Origin of the sequence: Thalassospira sp. TSL5-1, assembly GCF_001907695.1 — a bacterium.
Taxonomy (GTDB): Bacteria; Pseudomonadota; Alphaproteobacteria; order Rhodospirillales; family Thalassospiraceae; genus Thalassospira.
Genome location: NZ_KV880641.1, coordinates 179,786 through 203,568 on the forward strand (window position 1 = coordinate 179,786; position 23,783 = coordinate 203,568).

The following is a 23,783-nucleotide window of genomic DNA, read 5'->3' on the forward strand; positions in this document are numbered from 1 at the left end:
TTCACATGCACGAAAAGGCGAACGACAGGGTCGTTCACCTTGCAGCCCGGCTCTATCGCCTGACGGTTTGAAACGTCCCCCGGTCAGTCATCCTCACCCATATGGGTGCGAATATGGGCCATCACGGCGTTAAACACGGCATCGGCATTCAAACGGTCCGTATCAATATGGATCGCATTGTCTGCCATTTTCAGCGGTGCAACATCGCGGGCACTGTCGCGGGCGTCCCGTTCTTCAAGCTCGTTGAGAACGCGCTCGTATATAACAGCGGGATTTTTTTCCTGCAACTGTTTGAACCGTCGGTTTGCCCGTTCGGCAACGCTGGCGGTCAAAAAAAACTTGATCGGGGCTTCGGGGCACACCACCGTACCAATGTCCCGACCATCCAGGACCGCGCCATGTTTGCCGCCCGGCGGGTTTTTGGCAAGATGGCGCTGAAAGTCCAGCAACACCGCACGAACCTTGGGAATTGCCGCCACGCGCGAGGCCGCATTTCCCACATCCTCTCGGCGCAAATCATCATTTTCCAGGTCTTCGGGCTGCAATTTTTCGGCCGCCATGACCGCCATATCGACGTCATCGGGGTCTCCCCCCAATGCCAGAACCTTTGCCCCGGTCGCACGGTATAAAAGCCCGGTATCGAGATAGGCATAGTTCATGGCCGCAGCGACTCGACGAGCCAAAGTTCCCTTGCCCGATGCTGCCGGTCCATCAATGGCGATAATCATAGCCGTTCCCAATCCTGCTTGCGTTTAAATCCAATAGTGTCGTTCTGCCCGTGCCCGCAGCCCAGTGCCACAGGCTATTCTGTTAGGGGTTGGACGGGGCAAAACGGGTGCCCAGCCCGGCCATCATTTCCTCGAAGACCGGGAAACTGGTGGCAATCGGTGCGGCATCATCAACCTTGACCGGCTTTTCCGCCCCAATCCCCAGCACCAGGAACGACATGGCAATCCGGTGATCCAAATGGGTTTGCACCAGCCCGCCACCGGGCACAACACCGCCGGTGACAATCAAATCATCGCCTTCGATGCGGTGAATAACGCCATTGGCCGCAAGCCCGGCCGCCACAGCCGCCAGACGGTCCGATTCCTTCACGCGCAATTCCGCAAGGTCACACATGCGGGTTTCGCCCTCGGCATAGGCCGCCGCCACCGCCAGCACCGGATATTCATCAATCATCGACGGCGCACGTTCGGCAGGAACGGTAATACCCTGCAAACGGTTTTTACCTGTCACGACCAGATCCCCAATGGTTTCACCGGCTTCTTCACGTTCATTGGTAATGGTGATGTCACCGCCCATTTCGATCAGGGTGGTGATCAGCCCGGTGCGCAGCGGGTTCAGGCACACATCGCGAATCGTCACATTCGATTCCGGGTTGATCAAGGCCGCTACCAGCGGAAACGCCGCCGAAGACGGGTCGGTCGGCACGACAATATCGGCCGCCGTCATCGTGCAGGGGCCGGTCAGGCTGATGGTGCGACCACCATCGTCATTTACCTGCACATCCACTTCCACGCCGAAATGGCGCAACATGCGTTCGGTATGGTCCCGCGACGGTTTGGGCTCAATCACCGTGGTGGTTCCGGCAGTATTCAGGCCCGCCAGCAACACGGCCGATTTCACCTGGGCCGATGCCATTGGCAAGGTATAGGTCACCGGCAGGGCTTCGTCGGTGCCAATCACAGCCATTGGCGGGCGGCCCTGATCACGGGTGACGAATTTTGCCCCGAACTCCGCCAGCGGGTCGGCAACGCGGCCCATCGGGCGTTTGCATAGCGACGCATCACCGGTAAAAAAGGTGGTAATCGGATGGGTGGCGACAATCCCGGCCAGCAGGCGAATCCCGGTACCGGCATTGCCCATATCAATAACGGAGTCAGGCTCGCGCAATGCACCAACGCCCACACCTTTTACATGCCAGGTGCCGTCATCATCGCGGGTTACCTTGGCGCCCAGCTTGCGCATGGCCTCGGCGGTTGCCAGCACATCTTCGCCTTCCAGAAGGCCGGTAATGCGGGTTTCGCCTTCGGCCAGGCCGCCAAACATCAGCGAGCGGTGCGAAATCGATTTGTCACCCGGTACCCGCACATCGCCAACAAGGGCACCACATTTGGCTGACTGGAGGGGACGTTTGCTTTGCGCTGAACTCATTTGAACTGCCTGTCTTTTCTTTTGGGGCGAACCGGCCTGTCGCGTTTCGGTCCGCAGAATCATGAAACACCTGCAGGGCAATATGCACGAAAATGACGCGACGAAAACCGGGTAAAATCACAAGAAACCATCTTGCTCCCCTTGAACGGCCATTCAGGCGGGCAAATTTCTCTATTTAATCAGCACATTATCATCCCTTTATCCACACACTAAGGGGGACCTTCCGGGCTCTGCTCCGGCCAACGATTTGATCAAGGCCCAACCGCTATTCTACGGTCAATCCCGCCACCGTCTGGTCGCAACGATGATGGTTACTGTAAGCAGGGCGCATACAGGCCAAACCGGCCAGCCTGCCCACAATTTTGCCAAGGCCAAAACGGCATCGTCCCTCTGGTCTTCCACAGCGCAAATCACCATTGTTAAAACAGGTGCAATTTCCTTTTGACAAGCCTGTAACAAGATGGCAATTGGGCCTCTCAGAATGAAGGGCGGTAGTCCTTCGTCCCGCTTTTGTAGAAAATGGTATTAAAGAGGGTCTACCGTAATGTCAGCTCGCGGTAAGAAACGGCATTGCCTCGCATGCGGCACCAAATATTACGATCTGAATCGGACACCGGTTGTCTGCCCGAAATGCGGCACACCGGACGGCATGGCCAAACCGAAACGGGTCGCGGCAGCAAAGCCGAAAAAACAGGACGACGACATCGATGATGTTTCGGATCTCGACGATGATGTCGATACCGATATCGACGACGATCTTCTCGAAGATGCCTCTGATCTGGGCGAAGACGATGATGATCTCGGCGAGGTTCTCGAACATGTCGAAAATGACGACGACGACCGCTAATTTTTTTTGAAATTAGGTCTTGCCAAGCATCAAAGAACCTTCTAAATATCCCCGCGCTGCAACGGACAGACACTGAAAATTGCAGCGCGGACGATCCCCCAAAGATCGTTAGATGTCGCAAAATTATGGGGCCGTAGCTCAGTTGGGAGAGCGCTACAATGGCATTGTAGAGGTCAGGGGTTCGATTCCCCTCGGCTCCACCAATCAAAACCCGTTGCCTAAAGCGACGGGTTTTGTCGTTTTTGGCCCATGAGCCGAGATCCGTCTTTGATGAGCATACTCAGGACATCCGCAATTAATGCCTGCGTTTCAGAGCACGGAGAAATATATTGCGACACCGCCTGTCGAAATACCTGAATCAATACGTCCCGCAGGCCTGCATCACTTCCTTGATCATCTTCATTAAATGATCGCGCCAAATTCTATCGACGATAACAATCGAAATCAGCTGCCGGGGCTCAGGCAAGCTATATGCCGGTTTCAAATGCGCCCGTAATCAACATGTGGGACACCAGTTCATCATCCTGATTATGCGCTTGCACCCGCATTGTAATAAATCCCAGATGCGGCTTGGATTTTGAGCGCCGGATCTCCGAAATTTCCATATCCATATAAAGCATGTCGTCGGCATAGACCGGCTGGACCCAAACCAGCTTTTCAACGCCGCCCCCGGCGAGACCCTTGATCGATGTCCGTTCATAAAACGGGCCCACCAGGATATTCATCACAGCAGCCGTGTGCCACCCACTGGCAGCCATCCTTTTAAAGACGGCATGTTCAGCGGCAGCCTCGTCGGACAAATGAAACGGCTGGGGATCAAATCTGCGCGCAAACGCAATGACCTCTTCACGAGCCATTAAGTGCTTTCCCAAAACAAACTTATCCCCAACCCTCAAACTGCCAAAGGTCAGGTCCGGATATTTGGTCATGTCCGGCGTGGAATTGGTAATCATGATTCCTCCCGTTTATGAAAGCAGGCAAATGAACCCGTTGCCCATGAACAACAAACGAAGGACAACACAAACGCCTTGAACCTTGCCCAGCAGCCGTGAGCCGCAAGTTTCTAGGCCGCCGAAATTCCGCCATTAAGCGACACCACCTGACCCGTCAATCGCGCTGCAGCAGGGGAAGCGAGATAGGCCACAAGCTCGGCAATCTCCGTCGCATCAGGCAAACCAAGTGCCGCCTTTTCAGTAGCCTTTGCAAAAACCCTGGCGGCAAAAGGCGAGGCCATAATTTTCTGTTCTGATCCTGTCCCCCGAACCAGCGAAGGCGTTACAACATTAATGCGGATTCCGTCTCGCTTGGCTTCCATCGCAAGGGTACGTGAAAACATTGCAATCGCAGCCATAGCAGCACCGATGACGGCCTCACCCGGCGTTGCCACCTTGGCCGCGTCAGAGGCAATATTGACAATTACCCCACCTCCCCGCGCCTTCATACCGGCCAGCACGGCCTTTGCCAGATACATCGGAGGAAGTGCTATCCCGGTCAATCCGCGCTCGATATCACGCATCTCCAGATTGCTCACAACACCCAGCATCGTCTCCGCCGTCGTTGCCGAAACAGCAATGTCAACCGCACCAAATGCCTCCTGCGCTGCGGAAACACCCGCCATAACCGACGTCGCATCCGTGGCATCACAAGAAAAGAACCGGATATCAGCCGGACCGCGCAAGGTCTCTATCGCCGCCGCTCCACGTTCAGGGTTTCTGGCAGCCAGCATGATCTTGCGGACACCTTTATCCTGAAGAACGCGCGCAACGGCTAGGCCAATCCCGGACGTACCGCCAAGCACAAAAACAGATGCCTCATCGAAAGATATGAGGCCGGGGCTAGGTTCGGTCATTTTTTCTCTCCGAATTTAAAATTCCGACATCTCGGTTGACTGAGGTTTACCATCCCAAAATATTTCACACAACACATATTGTCTAATTCGATAAGTGTTGTATATATAGTCTAACGTCCACACTGAATGGACGGCCTGGGAGGTAAAAATGTCATCTACAAAGTCTGAGCGATCCGGCTACGTAACCGACAGAATGTCGGATATCGCACGATCCGGTCGCCATACCGGCCTACGGGCCGTGCCGTCCAGCGTGATCGATCACATGGCAAAGTCACACCATGCTTCTGGCCGTCGCCGCCGGAAACGCCCCAAAACCTGCACATGAAAAATCGTGGCGGCTGTGCGGAGGTTTGCTGCATGGCGCAATTGAAATCCGCACGGCCTTCCTGCTGCGCCCCAGAACACTTTAAAGACAGCCACCCGTGCAATGCGCATCCCCGGACACCCCACAGACGGCCTGGCACTCTGCGCCAAACAGCCTGAGGACACAAAAATGGTTATCATGACGAACACACCAGCCATTGCTGCCGCAACTGAGATAAAACCTGGCCGCTATCCGGATTTAAGCAATGCGCAGCTTTACTTTCAGGTGATCGGCCAATTTCTTTCTGACTGGAACGTAAAACCGGGCGATATTGATGGCGTTCTGGCCGCGCCGCTTGATATGGCGACACCGTCTCCGAAGATTTTCACACATGAAATGCTGGCAGAAGAGCTGGGATTGACCCCGCGCCTGGGATTAACGATGTCCGCCGGAGGGGCCACCTATGGATATATGGTGCAATATGCCGCACTGGCTGTCGCGGCAGGAAAGGCCGATGCCGTGCTATGTGTGGGGGCCGGAAAATTCCCCAAAATGAGCCCCGAAATGGCCGAAACCCTGATCAAGTCAGTTGCAGATCCGGAGTTTGAATTTCCTTATGGTCCAGTCATTCCCGGGCTCTATGCCCAATATGCGTCTCGCTATATGCACGAGTTCGGCGTCACGCCAGAAGATATGGCAGCCGTTTCGGTCTCAAGTCGCAAATGGGCCAAACTGAACCCTGCTGCACTGACCTATTCCAAACCCGAAATTACCATCGCCGATGTTCTGGCATCGCGCATGATCGCTTCGCCCTTTCATTATCTTGACTGTTCTATTCCATGTGAAGGTGGCGGTGCGGTTCTGGTGACAAGCGGAGAAATCGCGCGTCGGATATCACCCCAGCCCGCCTATATCATGGGAATGGGCGAATTTCATGGTCATGGTTATGTCAGCCGCAACCCAAACCTCGCAGACTGCGGGGCTGCCCGCGCCGGGGCAGATGCCTTTCGCCAGGCCGGGGTGACACCGTCGGAAATCGACCATGCCCAAATCTATGACGCATTTTCAATCAACCCGCTGATGTTCCTGGAGGACCTGGGTTTCGCAGCCCGAGGAAAGGCCGCCGGGCTATTTCACTCTGGTCGCACAGCACCTGGTGGCGATTTTGCCGTGAACACTTATGGCGGTCTCATCAGTTACGGACACGGTGGCGATGCGTCGGGAATGTCAATGATTGTCGAGGGTGCACTTCAGATTATGGGACGTACTAACCGACGACAGGTTCACGCCGAACGCGCCCTGGTTCACAGCTATGGCGGCATGATGGCCGAGCATTCAACCCTGATTTTAGGGAGGAACATCTGATGTCAAGACGCCCTGTGCCCCCAATGACCGACGCCACCCGGCCCTATTGGGAAGCCGCCCGTGAAAACAGGCTGTGCCTGCCAAAATGCGACGCATGTGGGGAACTATTCTTCCCCCCAAAAAACACTTGCCCAGCCTGTCATTCCAACAGGATCACCTGGACAAACGCCACGGGCGAAGGAGAAATCCTGTCCTTTTCAGCAATCCATATACCGCCTTTCGCAGGCTACACAGACGAATTTCCCTATGTGCTTGCCATCGTGCGCCTAACCGAAGGTCCGCAATTGATGACCAACATCGTCGATTGCGATGTCGATTCACTTCGGATTGGTGACCGCGTGCAGGTTTGTTTCGAGGAACGCGCGAATAAAACCCGTGTCCCTCAATTTCGCCCCGCCACCACCAAAGATTAAAACAAAGAAAAAGGAACCCTTCGATGAATATGCAAGCCACAATGACAGCCGATGGCATTCCTGCCCTACCTTTGGAACCGACGGTAGAGGAACGTGCAATCCGCGAATCCGTTTCCGCAATCGCGACCAAATATGGCCCTGACTACTGGGCAGAAAAAGTCAAAGCCAAGGAACCAATGAGTGAGCTGTTGCACGAATTGGGTGAAGCCGGTTTCCTGGGCATCCATCTACCCGAGGAATATGGCGGGGGCGGCCTTGGCATTTTTGAATTATCAATGGTGATGGAAGAAACGGCACGCCAGGGCTGCCCGATTGCCGGGCTGGTCTTCTCGTCAGGCATTGGCGCTCCGATTATCGCGCGTCATGGCACAGAAGAACAGAAGAAGGACTGGATTCCCGATCTTGCGACCGGAAAACAGCTTTTTTCCTTTGCGATAACAGAACCGGACGCAGGCTCCAATACACACAACATCAAAACGACGGCGGTGAAAAAAGGTGACAAATGGGTCATCAACGGACAGAAATACTGGACCACAGGTCTTAATCTCGCCGACAAGGTACTGATCGTTGCACGCACCGGGACAGATGAAAAAACCGGTCGCGGCCTGCTTTCTCTATTCCTGGCCGATACAGATTCTCCCGGCATCACCAAAACAGTTATTCCGTCCTTCATGCACATTCCTGAACAGTCGTATCAGGTCTTTTTCGACAATGTCGAAGTATCGGAGGACCGGTTGATTGGTGAATTACACAAGGGCCTTCATACGGTGTTTACCGGGCTGAACCCGGAACGCATCGTTGCCGCAACCAACATTATGGGTCTTGCACGCTATGCGCTCGACAAAGCGGCAAGCTATGCCTGCGACCGATCAGTCTGGGGCAAACCCATTGGCACCCATCAGGGGGTAGCTCATCCTCTGGCACGAGCCAAGGTTGAACTTGAACTTGCGGCACTCATGGCGCGAAAAGCCGCCCTCATGCACGACCACGGCCTGCATGCCGGCGACTGCTCAAACATGGCAAAATATGCCGCTGGCGAAGCCGCACTTCATTGCATGGATGCAGCAATCGGCACGCATGGCGGCAATGCCGTCGCCCTGGAATACCAGCTGATGCCTTACTGGCCGATGATCCGCATGACCAAAAACGGTCCTGTCTCACCTGAAATGATTCTCAACTATATTGCGCAAAGCATGCTCGGCCTACCCCGCTCTTACTGATACCTGAAAAAGAAAAAAATCAAGGGAGGAAGAACCATGGGAAGAGTCATATGGAGCCATCAAGGGCAAAAGACACTGATGGATTTTCTGTCAGAAGCCGTTGAAATTTCGCCCGACAAGGTGTTTCTAGACTTTACTGGAGACAAATTCACCTATGCAAGCGTCGAAAAGAACTGCAACCAGCTCGCGCACGGCCTCCGCGAGCTGGGAATAAACAAAGGCGACCGGGTTATCGGCATACTCGATAACACCATCAACTTCGTTTTAACCTGGTTTGCCGTTAACAAGCTCGGCGCGATCTTCGTGCCAATGAATACCCAGCTGAAGGGCGAATTTTTACGTCATCAGATCCACGACACGGCCGGCTCGGTCATCATTGCCGAGAACCATTATTGCGACAACATTTTCGCAATCGAACATGCACTTTCAGACATTCATTCGCTTGTCACACCCAAACGGCAGGAAGCAGGTTCAACCAGATTCCGCCTCCACACCATCGACGCTCTCAAGCATGAAAATTCGTCACCGCCAGACGTCGAGGTTACACCGCGGGATATCTCCCTGATCATATACACCTCAGGAACGACCGGCCCGTCAAAGGGATGCGTCCTGCCACACAATTCGGTGTGTAATGGTGGCAAAACAAATGCCTGGATGGCACTTCAAGAACCCGACGACATTCTTTGGACACCCTGCCCGCTGTTCCACATTGCTGCGGGTGTCGGAAGCCTTATCGGCACTCTCAGCATCAGGGGAACAATGTCGGTCTACCCCCGGTTCACGCCGAACGGCTTCTGGGAAGAAATCGAACGCAGTAAAGCCACACATATTCAGATGCTGAGCATTATGCTTACGATCATTCCTCAAATGCCGGAGACCGAAGCAGAAAAACGATGCCACGGACAGGTAAAAGTCCTTTTTGGCACACCACTTCCCGAAGCACTGATCGAAACATGGCGCAGTCGATACGAAATCAAACTGGTTTCCTCTCCTGCTTATGGATGTTCGGAGTGCTTTCCAATCACCTGCATTCCCGTCGATCAGCCAGGACCGGACGGATCATCTGGCAAATGTGCACCGGGCATGGATGTAAGAATCTTCGACGACAATGGCGACGAATGTCCCGTTGGTGTCGCCGGAGAGATCTGGCTGCGGCCTCTCAGACCTGACGTCATGTTTAAAGGCTACTGGTCCCGTGCCGAAGCCACGCTGGAAGCCTTGGACGAGATGTGGTTTCGAACTGGCGACATCGGCAAATTCGACGAAAATGGATATTTCTATTTCATTGATCGTAAAAAGGATTGCTTGCGTTACGGGGGCGAGAACATTTCCAGTTTTGAACTCGAAAACGCCTTTATGGGCCATGAAGACATCGCGGAAATTGTTGTCCATGCCGTAAAATCGGAAGCGGCCGAGGACGAGATCAAGGCAACGATTGTTCTCAAGGATGGTGCCAGTATCACCGAAGAAGAAATCTGCCGCTGGTGCTTAGACCGTGTGCCGGCTTTTGCCGTTCCCCGCTACATCGAATTCCGAGAATTCATCGAACGCACCGGCAGCGGTCGTGCTCAGAAATTCAAACTGAGAGAACAGGGCGTTACACCCAACACCTGGGACCGGAAACGTTCTGACATCCAGATCAAAAGGATCAGGCCGAATGTCAAACCAATCACAAATTGAGAACCGCCTGAAAGACGAAATCGAACCCTTCGAGACAAAGGCAGAATTACCGGTTGATCGTCGGGCGATCCGACGCTGGTGTTCGGCGATAGGTCTGGACTATCGCCCCTATCTCAACCTTCAACAGGCCGAAGGCCCTCTGGCGATGCTGCATTTCTGGACCGTTTGGGAAACCACGCGCCATCCGATGTCGGTAAACCAGCGCCTGCGTTCCGAAATGACGGCATCGGGATACCCGGCCATCGTCGCGACAAATTATGAACTTGAACAGTTTCGCCCCGCCCGGATTGGCGACACCCTTACGACCCGCATCTGCCTGGAAGATATTTCCGAACTGAAACAAACACCTTTGGGCGCAGGCCATTTCGCCACCGAACGACACGAATTTCTTCGTGAAGACGGAGAAATCCTAGGGAAACTCCGCATTCGTTGCCTGTTTTTCAAACCAGGGGCACCAACGGTATCCCGTTCCGCAACGCGCACGCCTCCCACGGCCTCCATGCCTAAGGCGGCATCCGAAACGACTAACCTTTCAACGCTGGAAATTCCTGTAAGCGCGACCACGATAATTTCGGGGGCTCTTGCCTTTAACGATTTTGAATTGGTTCATCATGACCGTAATGTCGCAAAATCACAGGGGCTGCCTGATATCATCATGAACAGTGCCACCAGTTTGGGACTTGTTTATCGCTACATAATGGAAACGGTACCATCCGAACGAAAGCTCACCCGGATCGCCATGAAACTGGGAACACCTTGTGTGCCCGGAGATATACTATCTTTCAAAGGAAGCCATAGCGCAGACTTTACTCTCGACATTCGCGCAATGACTGGCAGGGGAGAGCATCTCAAAGCAACCGCATCTTTTGCCGAAAATATTGCAGGCGATGATGCCAAGGTCTCGTCTGTGTCGACACAGACCGCATGATGGAAAATGCTGAAACGAACCGTTTGGCACATCAGGTCGCCCGGCTTGGCGTCCTCGATATCTATCTGCTAGAGCATCCACCGCCACGATGGGGCATGACTGCCAATTCCTACATTCTCGTACAAGGGCCTCGCTGGGCAGTTATCGATACTGGCTGGCCCGGTTCATCAGGCGCTCGTCTATGGGATAATTCCGCAAAACAACTTGGTCTTCAATGGTCTGAACTCCAATCTGTCTGGATTACCCATGCCCATCCAGATCACATCGGACAAGCCCGACATCTGTTCGAGAGGTCGGGGTGTCCTCCGTCGATACATCCGAACGCGCTTGCGGAATTCAGATTCGCACAAAGTCGTGCATCGAATGACAAAGACGGCATATTCGCTGATCTGCTAACCCGTTCAGGATTAACATTTTCCGATGGCACCCGGGTTCCCAACCTGTTTACAAGTTACAATCAGATCACTGTGCCACCGGACTTTTTACCGCTTCGGGAAACTAAAACGCTCGCTTTTGGCAGTGAAACCTTCCAGCCCATCCTCTGCACGGGGCATTGCAAAGGCCATATCTGTATTTGGCATTCTTCAACAAGAACGCTTTTTGTCGGAGACATGGTTCTCTCAAACGGGTTTTCGCCTATTGTGGCCATGCCGGGAACATCAGAAAATCCGATGGAGGAGTATCTCGCAGCACTTGCACAACTGCGCACGTTAAAAGCTGGTCTTTTCCTGGGCGGGCACGGCAAGCCCCTATTCCAGCCCAATATACGTCTTGATGAGAGCCTTAATTTCCATCATTCACAAATAAACCGGATTGCCGGAATCCTCTCGGAGACCTCCCTGTCCGCAGCTGCAGTCGCAACAATTCTCCAACATCGGGATATACCTTTTTCGACACTATCGCGTTTTGGTAAAGTACAAGTTCTCGCTGAAATAGTGGCATATCTGCATTATCTGGTCACACAGGATATAATTGTTACCAATCAGAGTAATCCGCCAGGCGTGGTTCAGTATTGCCCGTACTCTCGAGATGGTCTATCTAACAAACCCTTCACAGAATGCGACGAGTAGAGCTTTTGCCCTCAGACAACCGTATTTATGATACTGCCCCGACGACATCAATCCGCGAAGCACAAAAAGAGCTTACACGGCAACGGATCATTGATGCTGCATTTGTAATGTTCCAACAGTCGGGATTTCGGAGCACGACAATCGACAAGATTGTAAAGCGCGCCCATATAAACCGAACAACATTCTATCTGCACTTCAAAGACAAGATCGACGTAGCCATTGAAATCGGGCGAAGATACGTCCCCGGTTTCGTCGCCGAATTTGATCAGCTCGTATCTCTTGATCCCGCCTCGCCAGAAGCCGTGAAAAAATGGGTCACAGGCTTCCTGGCCTCAAGCGGACAAAAAGACCTGAAAATCGTCAATTATGTGCTCAGCGAAGCAACATTGGCGGAGCCAACATTCGCTGTCGAATTCAGCATTTTTCTGGAAAGACTGGGAAAACGGCTGATACGTCAGTCTCTGGGACCCCTTCCGACCGAGGAAAAAAGTCTCCGAACGGCAGAATTCATTTCAGCTGTTATCCTGATGAACAAATACACCACCCATACAAGTGTGCAGGAAATCTCCTTTTTCGGACCAGGATTTGAAGACGTCATCACTGCAATGCTTTCCAGAGCCCTTTTCGCCCCCAAAGTGTAAATCCCCGTGCAAACGGGAACGAACGAGTGAGATCTGCTATCAGTCAGGCGGTAATGATCAACATGATCCCGCCTAAAGCTGGCTTTCACGTTGCAGCAGCGACATCATCCGGCGTGACAGTTTGGTGAACTGGCTTTCGGGGCGGGCGGTGATGATGACCTTGCCGCGCATGGCGCTGGGCACGGTGGCACCGGTATCGTTATGCAGGACGACACGATAAATGGCGCGGCCGGGGACAAAACTTTTGTCGGGCTGTTCCACCGTTTCAATCGGCCCGCCATTTTGCGAGCGCATATAGGGTTCGCTCAAATTGGTCACACCGGTGGCATCAATGCGGGTCACGGTGGCCGAAACCGGCTTCATCACGCCATCTTCGGAATAAAACCGCGCCTTCGCCCCCGATTCAATTCGGGGCAGGGAGATTTCGTCAAGATACGCAATGATTTCCGCCCCGTCACCGACAACTGACAGTACGGGTTCATCAGCAGCCACCCAGCCGCCCTGATTAAGGTTGGGATTCATATCAACAATTTTGCCCGAGACCGGCGCATGGAGCTCCAGTCGCGCCTTTTGCGCCTGCTGGCCGCGTAATACCCGTTCCTGGGTGGCAAGCTGGCTTGCCAAAACAAGCGCGCGGTTCTGGCGCAGCGCATCCACGCCAATGCTGGCATTTTCCCAGGCCAGTTCGGCGCGTTTCAGCTCCGCAATCCGGATTTGCTCATCAAGCTCCGGCGATTGCAATTGGGCAATCACATCACCCTTTTTCACCACCTGCCCGCTTGTGACCAAAACCTGTTCCACCCGGGCGGCCATTGGCGCATAGACCGTATTATAGGGCAGGGTCAAAACCGCTGGTGCACTAACCTCGCCCTGCCAGGGAATCAGCAGCCATGCCAGAAACAGCCCCAGCACCGTGAGCGACCGTATCAGTGCAAAATTGAATTTCAGCAATTTGCCAAATGAAAACCACACAACGATTTCCTTTATGATCGGCCGGGCAATGAAAAAATAGATTTCCACCAGGAAAAGCACGATCCCCAGTGTTTTGAAAAACAGGTGATAAACCGCAAGCGCGATGCCAAAAAACAGCAAAAACCGGTAAACCCAAATGGTAAAACCAAAGCCCATCAGCAGCAAAGTCGGCTTTTCGGGCGGGGTCACGCCAAGGCCCAAAACAACCTCGCGCAGTTTCCAGCGGCAGACGGCATGGGCGCGGCTTTCAAGGTTGCGTTCGCGCACCAGATCGGAAAACAGGTAATAGCCGTCATAGCGCATCAGCGGGTTCAAATTGACAAACAGGCTGAGGATCCAGGTGCTGGTACCAAACAAAAACAGGATCGAACCGATGGGCCCGTCGGGAAACAGGTTCCAGAGCAGCATGGACCAGGCGGCAATCACCAGTTCGCACAAAATCCCGGCTGCGCCGATTTCAAGCCTGTCGCGCCGGCTGGGCAGGCGCCAGGCATCGGTGGTGTCGGTATAAAGAACCGGCCAAAACACGATAAAGGCGACGCCGATTACCGGCACCCGCAAGCCATGCGCCTTGGCGGTATAGGCATGTGAAAGCTCGTGAAAGGCCTTTACTGCCGTCACTGCCAAACCATAGGAAACAATGCCTTCAAACGATAAAAAACCGCGCAGAGTATGCAAAAAGACATCGGGCTGGCGCGAGACCAGGTAAATCCCGGCAAGGGCGGCACAAACATGCAAAAACACCATCGGCGAGGAGGCCAGCCAGCGCACATAGCCAATGGTGCGGTTTAAAAACAGGTCGGGTGTTACCAGCGGAATGCGAAACGAAATGTAGGATTTCACCAGTTTCGCCGCGATCCCCGGCTTCATTTTAAGCTGGGTTTTATGGCGGCCATGCTGCACATCGTCACACAGCACCAGATTATGGGCGCGCAAAAAGCCAAACAGCCGGGTGATTTCCTCGACCGAGACGGTATGGCCCAGATATTTTTCCGCCAATTGCGAAATTTTATCGGCCGGGCGGCCATCAATCAACGGCAACAAATCAACCGTCACCGGATCAAGCTGGAAATGCCGCCCCGCTGCCGCATCATGCAAAATATAAACTGGCCGCCCGTTTCGCTCCGGCTCGCCCGGCACAATATCGAGGTCACGGCGCAAAACCGGGGGCGGTTCCTGACGCGGGCCGGGCGGACCAAAGGAGAGTGCCGGTGCTGCCATGCTGCGGGTTCCTTACAGTTCCAGCCACGGCCGCAACGCCGCCCACGGACGACGGAACAGCAGCACATAAAGCGGTACGTCATCGCCATATATTTTGGCAACACCGCGCAGGCCGACGCGCGGGCGGTCCTTACCCTCAAAACTGGCGCGGGCGCGGAACGACAACACACCGGCGGGCGAGTTTTTGGCCTGAAAATCCACCAAATGAATTTTCGCTTCATAGGGATGATCCGGCTCGACATTCAAAAATAGCACCACCCGGTTATCATCATGCAGGGGAATGCGGTCCTTGACCGGCAGCCACAGCTCCATCTCGACCGATTTGGGGTCGGCCAGTACCATCAGCCGTTCGCCCTGCGACACCGGCAGACCTTCCATTTCCGTGCGGCCTGGCAAAATTACCACCCCATCCTGTGGGGCCTTGATGTCAGCACGGGCAAGCTGATTGGTGATATAATCCAGTTCGGCATTTTTCTGATGCACGCGCGAGAGCAAAACCTGCATCTGGCTGGATGATTCCCGGTCTGAACTGGCCGCCTGCTGGGCACGGCGATATTCGGCAATCGCAATTTCATATTCCTGGCGCGCCACGGCCAAATCAGTTTCAAGCTGGGTGGCATCCATGTGCACCAGGCTATCGCCCACCTTGACCATCTGGTTGGCGTCAACATCAACACTTTCGACAACGCCCCGCAAGGGGGCGCGCACCACATAGGGGTCCAGCGGCACCACCTCGGCCGGGGCCAGAATGGTCAGCGGCACCTTGATAAACATCGCCGCCGCAATGGCAACAACAGCGATCCCGGCCAACAAAAACCGTTTGCGGTTGCGCAAAAAATGGCGCCGACGCCGACGGCGCATGAGAAATTCCAGCGAAAACGCCGTGCTTTTTGCCAGGCGATCCAGCACACGCAGTTCTTCATCCTGCCAGGGTTTGGGCCGCGACAAGAGCAACCCGCCCAGATCATGCCCGTCGGGTGCGCGCAAAGGCAGCCAAAGCGAATGCGCGGGCAAATAATGGGGCCAATCCACCTGCAGGCTTTGATCAATGTCCTCCACCTCGACCCGAACGGGGCGTTCGTGGCGCACCCGCGAAAGATGGCCGCACAGCTTTTTGCTCCACAGCGTAAAGGCCGATTGCCGTTCGGGTTCCGGCAGGTTTGAAACCGCCAGCACATCGCCGCGCCCGCGTTCCCCCTGCCAAAACACGGCAATATCAAAGGGAACAATGATGCGGGTATCATTCACCACAACCGCGCCCAAAGCCGCCCGGCTTTCCGCATCGCGAATGCGGTCCTGCAACAGCAAAAGATTGGCAAGACCCCGTGCGCCTGCCCCGTTATCCTGTGTCGACATTATTGGTTATCCGCGCTTGTGCGGGCGGAAACCTGCCGGGCGAAGTCAAACCGGACATTACCACTCATACCGGGCAGCAAATCCGGGTCTGCCTTTACTGGCGCACCAATCACCCGCACGGTCTGGCTGACCGGGTCCACCTCGCGCACAACATATTTGATGCTTGCGTCAACATCGCGGTCCAGCTCGTCAACATGCAGGACAAAATGGTCGCCCGCGTGCAACTTGCGCAACAGACTGGAAGGCACAACCATTTCAATTTCCAGATCGTCAATATTTACCAGCCGCAAAACCGGATCGCCCGGATTGGTAAATTCCCGGGCCTGAACCATTTGCTGTGTGACCACGCCTGAAAAAGGCGCTTCAACACTGCATTGTGCCAATTGGGCCCGAATGCCCTTAATATCGGCCTCGGTCAGTTCCACTTCCGACCGGCTTAAGGCCAGGTCCAGCTTACTAACATTGTGAATCTTCTCCAGCCGTTCATTGACATCCAGCTTGGTCAGGGCCGCCTTGCGCCGTGTCTGGGCGACAATCAGCTGGGCTTCCAGCGGGGTGCAGTCAAACTTCATCAGCACATCACCCTTTTTTACCCGGCTACCTTCCCGTGCGCCCAGGGTTAAAAGGGTTGCGGCAAGGGGGGCGGATAAAACAGCGTGTTGCACCGGGCGAATTTTCGCCCGGACCGACCCCTGAAACCGGTCATTTGCCGGGTCGGTTTCGGGGAAATTGCCGTTGGCATCGGGTAACGGTACAGGTGCAAGCGCGGGCAAATCTATTTTGCCCTGATCATCGCCCTGGGCTGCCATTGCCACAGAACCCGGCCCCCACATTGCTTGCAGCAGTGACACCGACACTGCCAGCACCATTGTGAAAATTCCCGTCTTAAGCCTGCTCACACTGTTTTCTCCGTGCGGTCAGGCAAGAATCCCTCGCCTGACCAGCCTGTTCAAATGTTATTTGTCTTCAATAAAGTCGGGCATTACCCCGACAGTTTCGACCGTCGGCAAATCACCATCTTCCCACTTATCAAGCGATTCCCTGATCTTGGCGGATAGTTGTGCCTCGGGGGCGTTCAAAGATGTGCTCACATCCGGCACAAGGCCCAAGCTCAACAAAAAGCGCCCATAGGCATCCTGCGCATCCGAATAGGCCAGCACACGCGCCACGGCAGAACGCAGGGCACGGATTTCGCTTCGAATACGTTCCATCCCGCTGACCGCATCGGTCGATACCGATTGCTCCGTCAGCTTGGAGATTTCCTTGTCAATGTCATCAATGCGCTTGGCCTGGTCCAGGCGGGCATTGGCATCGGCATATTCCTGCCACGACACATGCACCGATGTAATCACCGCCATATTGGCGGCCAGGCGGCGGGCGACAGTCATATTGCGGCGGGCCTCGTTGGTTTCATTAACATCATCAAGCCGCAACACGTTAAACAGGTTCCACGATACCCGCGCTCCAGCCTCATACCAGGACGGGTCCGCCAGGAAATGGTTGGTATCGGCGTTAAACGATCCAAAACCCTCAAGCGAGGGAAACAGGCGGGCAATTGCCTTGCGCGATTCATTCCGGGCAATCCGCAGATTATAAATCTCGTCGGTGTAATCCGACGAATGCACCAGCGCGTAAAGCTCCAACTTATCAAAATCGGGCTCTTTACGCGGCAGGGCCGGGAAATCGCTGTTCACCTTCAATTTAAAGGGCGAACCACTGGGCGCATTGATCAGGGATGCCAAATCAATCCGCGCGGCCCCGATCGATTGCTGCATGGTTTCAAGCTGCTGGATAATCTCGATCAGGGCACGCTTATCTTCCAGCACGGCCAGCGGCGGGCGCAGCCCTTCATTGCGGGCGGTTTCAAGGTCCTTCATCGCCTGATCGGCACGGGCCAGCAGCCCATCAACATTTGGCGCAACACGCTCTAGCAGCACCACACGCCAAAATGCTGTACGGACTTCCTGAATCAGGCGCGCCATCGATTTTGTCCGCGCATGCAGTGCAATCACCGCACGGTCCGCTTCCTGTTTGGCCTGCAAATAACTGATGCCAAAATCAAGAATGTTAAAACTGAAGCGCAAATTGCCATCCCAATGCTGCGGATCATCGGAATAGGAATAGGACGTCGATTCGATATCGGTCCGATAGTCGCGGCTGTTGGTGGCATTTTTTCCCGTACGCGCACTATAGCCGCCATCCGCCTTGAAAAGCGGCATCATATCAAGTTTTGCCAGGTCAAAATTCTTGGTGGCAAGGGCCGATTCCATAATCTTGACCCGGTTCGCAAGATTGTATTTCAACGCCCGCGCAATCGCGTCCGATAATGTCATGGGCCCGCTGATCGGCGGAACAGATGCCTTGATCATTTCCATGTCATGTTTGGCAGCAGCAGCAACATCCGCATCGCTGATCGGTTCCATCTTCACGGCACAACCGCTTAGAAACATAACCGCTGCCACCACCGGAAGGCTCTTATATGCCAATTTCTTGCCCACAGATTTTTTCGTCTTTTGCATATCCGTAACCATTTGCTTCTTTCTCCCCCTTAAAAGAAGCCTGTCCCACATCACGTCTGCCGGTCGCCTGGGCAACCACGCGCAGCTATGCTGTGAACTCTCCCCTTTTAAAGGTCGCGTTTCCCGCGGCCCATTACAGCCAAGCCCTGCCAGAAGCCGTTTGCACGGCTCCTGGCCCTGATTGATTTCTGTTTTCACAACCGATTATTTATCCCCGAAACAAAGCGGCAAAATCAGCCAACAGGGCCTCACGCTCGGCCAAAATCGCATGACGACCGAAATTCATGGCCTGCGCATCCACGGCAATACGGCTCAGCATCCGCTCTTTTGCCGCCATACCGGCCAATGCGTCGCGATCTGAAATTGGCGCCTCGGCACGGTCATTCCCGCTGGTGGCCGGGGCTTCGCCCGTGTCAGGTGCATTGCCGTTATCCGGATTACCGTTATCGGGATTGACGTTATCGGGGTTGCCCTGATCCTTCTCCCCGTCCTGTTTGTCCGGGGCATTTTCACCAGCTTTTCCATCCTGCCCATCAATATTGCGGTCGGTAAACAGAATGGTGAAAGTCGTGGTTGCCTCGTTGCCGCGGGTATCACGCCCCGTCACCCGGATATCGATACTTTTCGCCCCGGCGACACGCGCGGCATCCCCATCGACCACAAACACCAGGTTCTGGGCATTGAAGTTCACATAGGACGGCAGTGGTGATCCATCGGGCTGGGAGGCCTCGATATCCAGTGTTTCCGTCGGATCGGTATGCTGGAACGCCGTTGCCGGAACCGGGAACAGCTGGATACCGGAAGCCGTGGCGACACGGTCCTGCAATTCCAGGGTCAGTCGCACCGGATTATTCAGCGGCGAACGGAAATCCACCTTGGATCCAAAGCTGTTTTCAACCCGGGTGAAAGGATCATTTCCGGGTCCGGGAGTCCCTCCTGGTCCCGGGTCCGGTGAACCAGGGGGGTCTCCCGGTCCTGGCCCGGTTCCTGGTGTTGGCGGCGGTGACGGTGGTTTCGACGCATTCGGCCCATCAATGGTGATGGTCACAGTTGCCACATCGGTATCAATGCCATCCGACAGCGTATAGGTGAATGTTTCCGTCAGGGTCTGGCCAACCGGCAGGTTGCGCACCGCGCTGTTGCCGGTATTCAACACATACCGATATGTCCCGTCCGAATTAACCGTGATGGTGCCATACGTAATCGTAACCGGAGTCCCGATATTGCCGGTTGCCCCGTTAATCCCCACGACCGACAAGGTCTGACTGGTATTTTCTGTATTCGAGTCAACACCATGACCGTCATTATCAGAAATAACGTTGCCAGTTGCCGTTTCATTATTGCCAACCTTGACAGAATTGCTGTTGTCAGTTGCTTCCGGCGGCTCATTGTGACCCAGAATCTTGATATGAAGGGTAGCCGTATCGGTCTGGCCGTCATTATCCGTGATCTGGTAGGTAAAGCTCTCCGTCAGGGGGGCATCCCCCGGCAATTGCTGAATCACGGCCGTATTGGTCGGATCTAACTTGTAACTATAAGTCCCGTCGGCATTGATCGTGATCGTGCCATAGGTGCCGGTAATGGTCTTGCCCACATTGCCCGTCGCGCTGTTCACCTCTGTCACGGTGAAGTCGGCTTCATGGGTCGGGTCGGCGGTATGTTCGGGGTCACTGTCATTGGTTTTGACATTGCCCGTTCCCGTCGTGCTGTCCTTGGACACCGTAACCGTATCGTCGGTTGCGGTTGGCGGATACCGGAAGGTAATCGTCCCGGTCAGGGCCGCGGAATTCAGGCTGGTCGGGCCACCGGCATCCTTGACGCCGTCAATGGCACCACCATCGGCGTTATTGTCACCGTCATTCAGAACAATCGAATAGGCCCGCGTGGTATCGGTCTTGTTCGCCGTCGGATCGGCATCAACACTGCCATACCGAATGGCTTCAATAATCGATTTCACCTGGGCGGAGGTCGCATCATTGGTCAATGAAATCACCAGCGCCGAGCCATTGCCGCCAGTGACCCCGGCCATCCCGGCCAACATGCCCCCATTAACCGACAAACGATCGCCCGACTGATAGCCTTCGGTGAAGCTTACTATGATGGTACCGCCCCCATAGCTGCTGACATCCGCATCAGTGGTGATATCGATATCCGACACACTGACACCACTTGCCAAAGCCGCGGTGCCGGTTGTTCCGGTGCCGTCATCCTTGATCACCATCGCCGGCGACTTGCTCGTGCCACTCAAAACCGGCGCATCATTCACGGGCGTAACGCTGATATCCATCGTACCAGTGGCGGATTCCGCCGGCACATTGCTGCTCGCAGCGTGGCCCTTGTCCCAAACACTATAGGTAAAGCTGGTCTTGGCTTCCGGCCCGTTCAGGTTGGCATCCGCCCGGTAAATCAGTTTTCCGGCCGTAATATCGGCTGCCGAAATATCCTGGCCCACGGCAACTTCCGTATAAACCGGGCTGCCACCACTGGTGCCGGTCTGCAGCAACAGCTTGCCTTTTGTGCTGTCAGGCAGGCTCTTGACCGTGATCTTATTCAGATCGGTATCAACCGTGCTTTCGCCACCTTTTTGTTCATAATGGAAATCGCCAAGTTTAAAGGCGTAATCCGTATCTTCCGTCGCGGTTACTGCCGGTGATCCACTAATGACAGGCGGATCATTCTTCTCAACAACCGTTATCTTGGAAACCAAATCAACCGACAGCGCATTCGGGCCACCGGCATCGCCGCCCGCCTGAACGTTACCGTCATTGGTCGAGACCTTGCCATCGCTCAGCGTCGTTGTGATCGTGCGTTCACCACCGGTAAAGGTATCCGAAGTGGTGCTATAACGGATCGCATCCAGGATCGCATTCACTTCAGCGACCGTCGTGTTGGCATCGAGCGTAATCACAAGGTTGCTGCCATTGACCCCACCCGTCTGCGTTACACCGGCTGGCAGCGCCGAGCTGTCAATTGTCAGCTGTTCGCTGGCATCGGCACCGGTAATCGCAACCGTGATCGTGCCTTCACCATAAACCGTGCTCGACAGTGCACCGGTCGTTGAAAGGTCGATATCACCGATATTCGCACCGGTAATAATCGCTGTCGCCGGAACACCCTTATTGGCATCCGTGCTTTCATTCACCGATGTTGTGACCGCCTTGCTGTCGTTAAAGCTCGGCGCATCATTTTGCGGGGTGACGTTCACCGTCACCGTTTTCGGCGTGGTGTCAAACCCGTCCCGGCTGTCCTGGACCGAGAAGGTGAAGGTCGTCACTGCATCGCCATTGACGTTTTCCGCCGGGCTGTACACCAGCTTGCCCGATGTAATATCGGCAACCGACACCACCGTGCCCGCACTAATCGCCGTGCCATTCAGTTTCAGCGTGCCACTATCCGGCAGAGTATCAATCCGGACGGCCTTGAAAGTATCTTTTTCACCGCCAGGCTGGCTGTAATTGAAGTCCGTAACTTTCAGTTTGTAGTCAGTGTCTTCCAGTGTGGTCACCGTCTGATCCGCCCCCAGCGGCGGATCGTTCTTTTCAACAACCGTGATCTTCGAAATCAGCTGTGCCGACAACGCATCCGGGCCCCCGGCATCGCCGCCAGCCTGAACGTTGCCGTCATCAGTCGAAACCTTGCCATCGCTCAGCGTCGTTGTGATCGTGCGTTCACCACCGGTAAAGGTGTCCGAATTGGTGCTGTAACGGATCGCATTCAGGATCTGGTTGACCTCGGTACGCGTGGTGTTGCCATCCAGCGTGATCACCAGATCTGCGCCATTAACACCCCCGCTCACAACAACGCCCGAAGGCAGGGCTTTCCCGGTCAGCGCATCTGTATCAATCGTCAGTTGCTCGCTGCTATCGGCCCCGGTGATCGCAACCGTGATCTTGCCTTCGCCAAAGGTGTCGCTATCAAGGCCACCCGTCGTGCTCAGGTCAATATCACCGATATTGGCATCGGTAATAATCGCTGTCGCCGGAACACCCTTATTGGCATCCGTGCTTTCATTCACCGATGTCTCAACGGCCTTGCTGTCGTTAAAGCTCGGCGCATCGTTTTGCGGGGTGACGTTCACCGTCACCGTTTTCGGCGTGGTATCAAACCCGTCCCGGCTATCCTGGACCGAGAAGGTGAAGGTCGTCACTGCATCGCCATTGACGTTTTCCGCCGGGCTGTACACCAGCTTGCCCGATGTAATATCGGCAACCGACACCACCGTGCCCGCACTAATCGCCGTGCCATTCAGCTTCAATGTGCCACTATCCGGCAGGGTATCAATCCGGACGGCCTTGAATGTATCTTTTTCACCGCCAGGCTGGCTGTAATTGAAATCCGTGACTTTCAGTTTGTAGTCGGTGTCTTCCAGTGTGGTCACCGTCTGATCCGCCCCCAGTGGCGGATCGTTCTTTTCCACAACCGTGATCTTCGAGATCAGCTGTGCCGACAACGCATCCGGGCCCCCGGCATTACCGCCTGCCTGTGCATTGCCATCATCACTCGACACCTTGCCATCACTCAGGGTCGTCGTGATCGTCCGTTCACCGCCGGTAAAGGTATCCGAGTTTGTGCTGTAACGAATGGCATTCAGGATCTGATTGACCTCGGCACGCGTGGTGTTGCCATCCAGCGTGATCACCAGATCTGCGCCATTAACACCCCCGCTCACAACAACGCCCGAAGGCAGGGCTTTCCCGGTCAGCGCATCTGTATCAATCGTCAGTTGCTCGCTGCTATCGGCCCCGGTGATCGCAACCGTGATCTTGCCTTCGCCAAAGGTGCCGCTATCAAGGCCACCCGTCGTGCTCAGGTCAATATCACCGATATTGGCATCGGTAATAATCGCTGTCGCCGGAACACCCTTATTGGCATCCGTGCTTTCATTCACCGATGTCACAACGGCCTTGCTGTCGTTAAAGCTCGGCGCATCGTTTTGCGGGGTGACGTTCACCGTCACCGTTTTCGGCGTGATATCAAACCCGTCCCGGCTATCCTGGACCGAGAAGGTGAAGGTCGTCACTGCATCGCCATTGACGTTTTCTGCCGGGCTGTAAACCAGCTTGCCATCGGTAATATCAGCAACCGAAACAACCTGGCCCTTCGTAACCGCCGTACCATTCAGCTTCAATGTGCCACTATCCGGCAGAGTATCAATCCGGACGGCCTTGAAAGTATCTTTTTCACCGCCAGGCTGGCTGTAATTGAAATCCGTGACTTTCAGTTTGTAGTCGGTGTCTTCCA

At 54.7% G+C, this 23,783-nt stretch carries 17 protein-coding genes and 1 tRNA gene; 9 read left to right on the forward strand and 9 right to left on the reverse strand.

What is annotated here, in order from left to right; all coding sequences use genetic code 11:
- Nucleotides 1-83 precede the first annotated feature (83 nt).
- Both cmk and aroA read right to left on the reverse strand, forming a co-directional pair.
- Nucleotides 84-728, reverse strand: coding sequence for a (d)CMP kinase (gene cmk, locus LF95_RS20775; protein ID WP_073957102.1), 645 nt, complete (start codon nt 726-728; stop codon nt 84-86).
- 82 nt (nt 729-810) lie between these two features.
- Complete coding sequence (gene aroA / locus LF95_RS20780) at nt 811-2,157, reverse strand: 3-phosphoshikimate 1-carboxyvinyltransferase (RefSeq protein WP_073957103.1); 1,347 nt, start codon at nt 2,155-2,157, stop codon at nt 811-813.
- 544 nt (nt 2,158-2,701) lie between these two features.
- On the opposite strand from aroA, the gene LF95_RS20790 reads away from it, so the two are divergent.
- Both LF95_RS20790 and LF95_RS20795 read left to right on the forward strand, forming a co-directional pair.
- Complete coding sequence (locus LF95_RS20790; protein ID WP_073957105.1) at nt 2,702-3,004, forward strand: FYDLN acid domain-containing protein; 303 nt, start codon at nt 2,702-2,704, stop codon at nt 3,002-3,004.
- Between the two features lie 127 nt (nt 3,005-3,131).
- Nucleotides 3,132-3,207, forward strand: a tRNA-Ala gene (locus tag LF95_RS20795).
- A 264-nt stretch (nt 3,208-3,471) separates the two neighbouring features.
- Here LF95_RS20795 and LF95_RS20800 read toward each other — a convergent pair.
- Both LF95_RS20800 and LF95_RS20805 read right to left on the reverse strand, forming a co-directional pair.
- Nucleotides 3,472-3,957, reverse strand: a complete 486-nt coding sequence (locus LF95_RS20800) for a MaoC/PaaZ C-terminal domain-containing protein (protein ID WP_083607853.1) — start codon at nt 3,955-3,957, stop codon at nt 3,472-3,474.
- Between the two features lie 110 nt (nt 3,958-4,067).
- Entirely contained in the window at nt 4,068-4,853 is a 786-nt protein-coding gene (locus tag LF95_RS20805; protein ID WP_073957106.1) for an SDR family NAD(P)-dependent oxidoreductase, read from the reverse strand.
- Nucleotides 4,854-5,355: 502 nt separating this feature from the next.
- Between LF95_RS20805 and LF95_RS20810 the strand changes: the two genes are divergently transcribed.
- From LF95_RS20810 to LF95_RS20845, 7 genes are all read left to right on the forward strand, one after another.
- Nucleotides 5,356-6,522 (forward strand): thiolase family protein, encoded by a 1,167-nt coding sequence (locus tag LF95_RS20810; protein WP_073957144.1) that lies wholly within the window; start codon nt 5,356-5,358, stop codon nt 6,520-6,522.
- Complete coding sequence (locus LF95_RS20815) at nt 6,522-6,935, forward strand: Zn-ribbon domain-containing OB-fold protein (protein WP_073957107.1); 414 nt, start codon at nt 6,522-6,524, stop codon at nt 6,933-6,935. The genes LF95_RS20810 and LF95_RS20815 overlap by 1 nt, the downstream gene beginning before the upstream one ends.
- Before the next feature lie 23 nt (nt 6,936-6,958).
- Nucleotides 6,959-8,155: an acyl-CoA dehydrogenase family protein gene (locus LF95_RS20820; RefSeq protein ID WP_215905720.1), complete on the forward strand. Its 1,197-nt coding sequence runs from the start codon at nt 6,959-6,961 to the stop codon at nt 8,153-8,155.
- A gap of 78 nt (nt 8,156-8,233) precedes the next feature.
- On the forward strand, nt 8,234-9,835 hold the full coding sequence (locus LF95_RS20825; protein ID WP_168173734.1) for an AMP-binding protein: 1,602 nt from the start codon (nt 8,234-8,236) through the stop codon (nt 9,833-9,835).
- The gene (locus LF95_RS22670) at nt 9,813-10,763 is read left to right on the forward strand and encodes an FAS1-like dehydratase domain-containing protein (RefSeq protein ID WP_083607854.1); all 951 of its coding nucleotides are present in this window, start codon (nt 9,813-9,815) and stop codon (nt 10,761-10,763) included. The genes LF95_RS20825 and LF95_RS22670 overlap by 23 nt, the downstream gene beginning before the upstream one ends.
- Nucleotides 10,760-11,833 (forward strand): MBL fold metallo-hydrolase, encoded by a 1,074-nt coding sequence (locus tag LF95_RS20840; RefSeq protein WP_083607855.1) that lies wholly within the window; start codon nt 10,760-10,762, stop codon nt 11,831-11,833. The genes LF95_RS22670 and LF95_RS20840 overlap by 4 nt, the downstream gene beginning before the upstream one ends.
- A gap of 5 nt (nt 11,834-11,838) precedes the next feature.
- Complete coding sequence (locus LF95_RS20845) at nt 11,839-12,474, forward strand: TetR/AcrR family transcriptional regulator (protein ID WP_168173735.1); 636 nt, start codon at nt 11,839-11,841, stop codon at nt 12,472-12,474.
- Between the two features lie 72 nt (nt 12,475-12,546).
- Here the strand turns inward: LF95_RS20845 and LF95_RS20850 are convergent, their stop codons facing one another.
- From LF95_RS20850 to LF95_RS20870, 5 genes are all read right to left on the reverse strand, one after another.
- Nucleotides 12,547-14,667: an HlyD family efflux transporter periplasmic adaptor subunit gene (locus tag LF95_RS20850; RefSeq protein ID WP_073957111.1), complete on the reverse strand. Its 2,121-nt coding sequence runs from the start codon at nt 14,665-14,667 to the stop codon at nt 12,547-12,549.
- Nucleotides 14,668-14,679: 12 nt separating this feature from the next.
- Nucleotides 14,680-16,023: an efflux RND transporter periplasmic adaptor subunit gene (locus tag LF95_RS20855; protein WP_073957112.1), complete on the reverse strand. Its 1,344-nt coding sequence runs from the start codon at nt 16,021-16,023 to the stop codon at nt 14,680-14,682.
- Nucleotides 16,023-16,922, reverse strand: a complete 900-nt coding sequence (locus tag LF95_RS20860; RefSeq protein WP_143182126.1) for an efflux RND transporter periplasmic adaptor subunit — start codon at nt 16,920-16,922, stop codon at nt 16,023-16,025. The genes LF95_RS20855 and LF95_RS20860 overlap by 1 nt, the downstream gene beginning before the upstream one ends.
- Before the next feature lie 57 nt (nt 16,923-16,979).
- Entirely contained in the window at nt 16,980-18,509 is a 1,530-nt protein-coding gene (locus LF95_RS20865) for a TolC family protein (protein ID WP_168173736.1), read from the reverse strand.
- Between the two features lie 241 nt (nt 18,510-18,750).
- On the reverse strand, nt 18,751-23,783 hold a 5,033-nt coding region (locus LF95_RS20870), incomplete at its 5' end, for a beta strand repeat-containing protein (RefSeq protein WP_143182127.1).

Bases quoted from the DNA above. Each gene is read 5' to 3' on its own strand.
- cmk (WP_073957102.1), bottom strand. From the start codon at position 728: ATGATTATCGCCATTGATGGACCGGCAGCATCGGGCAAGGGAACTTTG.
- aroA (WP_073957103.1), bottom strand. From the start codon at position 2,157: ATGAGTTCAGCGCAAAGCAAACGTCCCCTCCAGTCAGCCAAATGTGGT.
- LF95_RS20790 (WP_073957105.1), top strand. From the start codon at position 2,702: ATGTCAGCTCGCGGTAAGAAACGGCATTGCCTCGCATGCGGCACCAAA.
- LF95_RS20800 (WP_083607853.1), bottom strand. From the start codon at position 3,957: ATGATTACCAATTCCACGCCGGACATGACCAAATATCCGGACCTGACC.
- LF95_RS20805 (WP_073957106.1), bottom strand. From the start codon at position 4,853: ATGACCGAACCTAGCCCCGGCCTCATATCTTTCGATGAGGCATCTGTT.
- LF95_RS20810 (WP_073957144.1), top strand. From the start codon at position 5,356: ATGACGAACACACCAGCCATTGCTGCCGCAACTGAGATAAAACCTGGC.
- LF95_RS20815 (WP_073957107.1), top strand. From the start codon at position 6,522: ATGTCAAGACGCCCTGTGCCCCCAATGACCGACGCCACCCGGCCCTAT.
- LF95_RS20820 (WP_215905720.1), top strand. From the start codon at position 6,959: ATGAATATGCAAGCCACAATGACAGCCGATGGCATTCCTGCCCTACCT.
- LF95_RS20825 (WP_168173734.1), top strand. From the start codon at position 8,234: ATGGATTTTCTGTCAGAAGCCGTTGAAATTTCGCCCGACAAGGTGTTT.
- LF95_RS22670 (WP_083607854.1), top strand. From the start codon at position 9,813: ATGTCAAACCAATCACAAATTGAGAACCGCCTGAAAGACGAAATCGAA.
- LF95_RS20840 (WP_083607855.1), top strand. From the start codon at position 10,760: ATGATGGAAAATGCTGAAACGAACCGTTTGGCACATCAGGTCGCCCGG.
- LF95_RS20850 (WP_073957111.1), bottom strand. From the start codon at position 14,667: ATGGCAGCACCGGCACTCTCCTTTGGTCCGCCCGGCCCGCGTCAGGAA.
- LF95_RS20855 (WP_073957112.1), bottom strand. From the start codon at position 16,023: ATGTCGACACAGGATAACGGGGCAGGCGCACGGGGTCTTGCCAATCTT.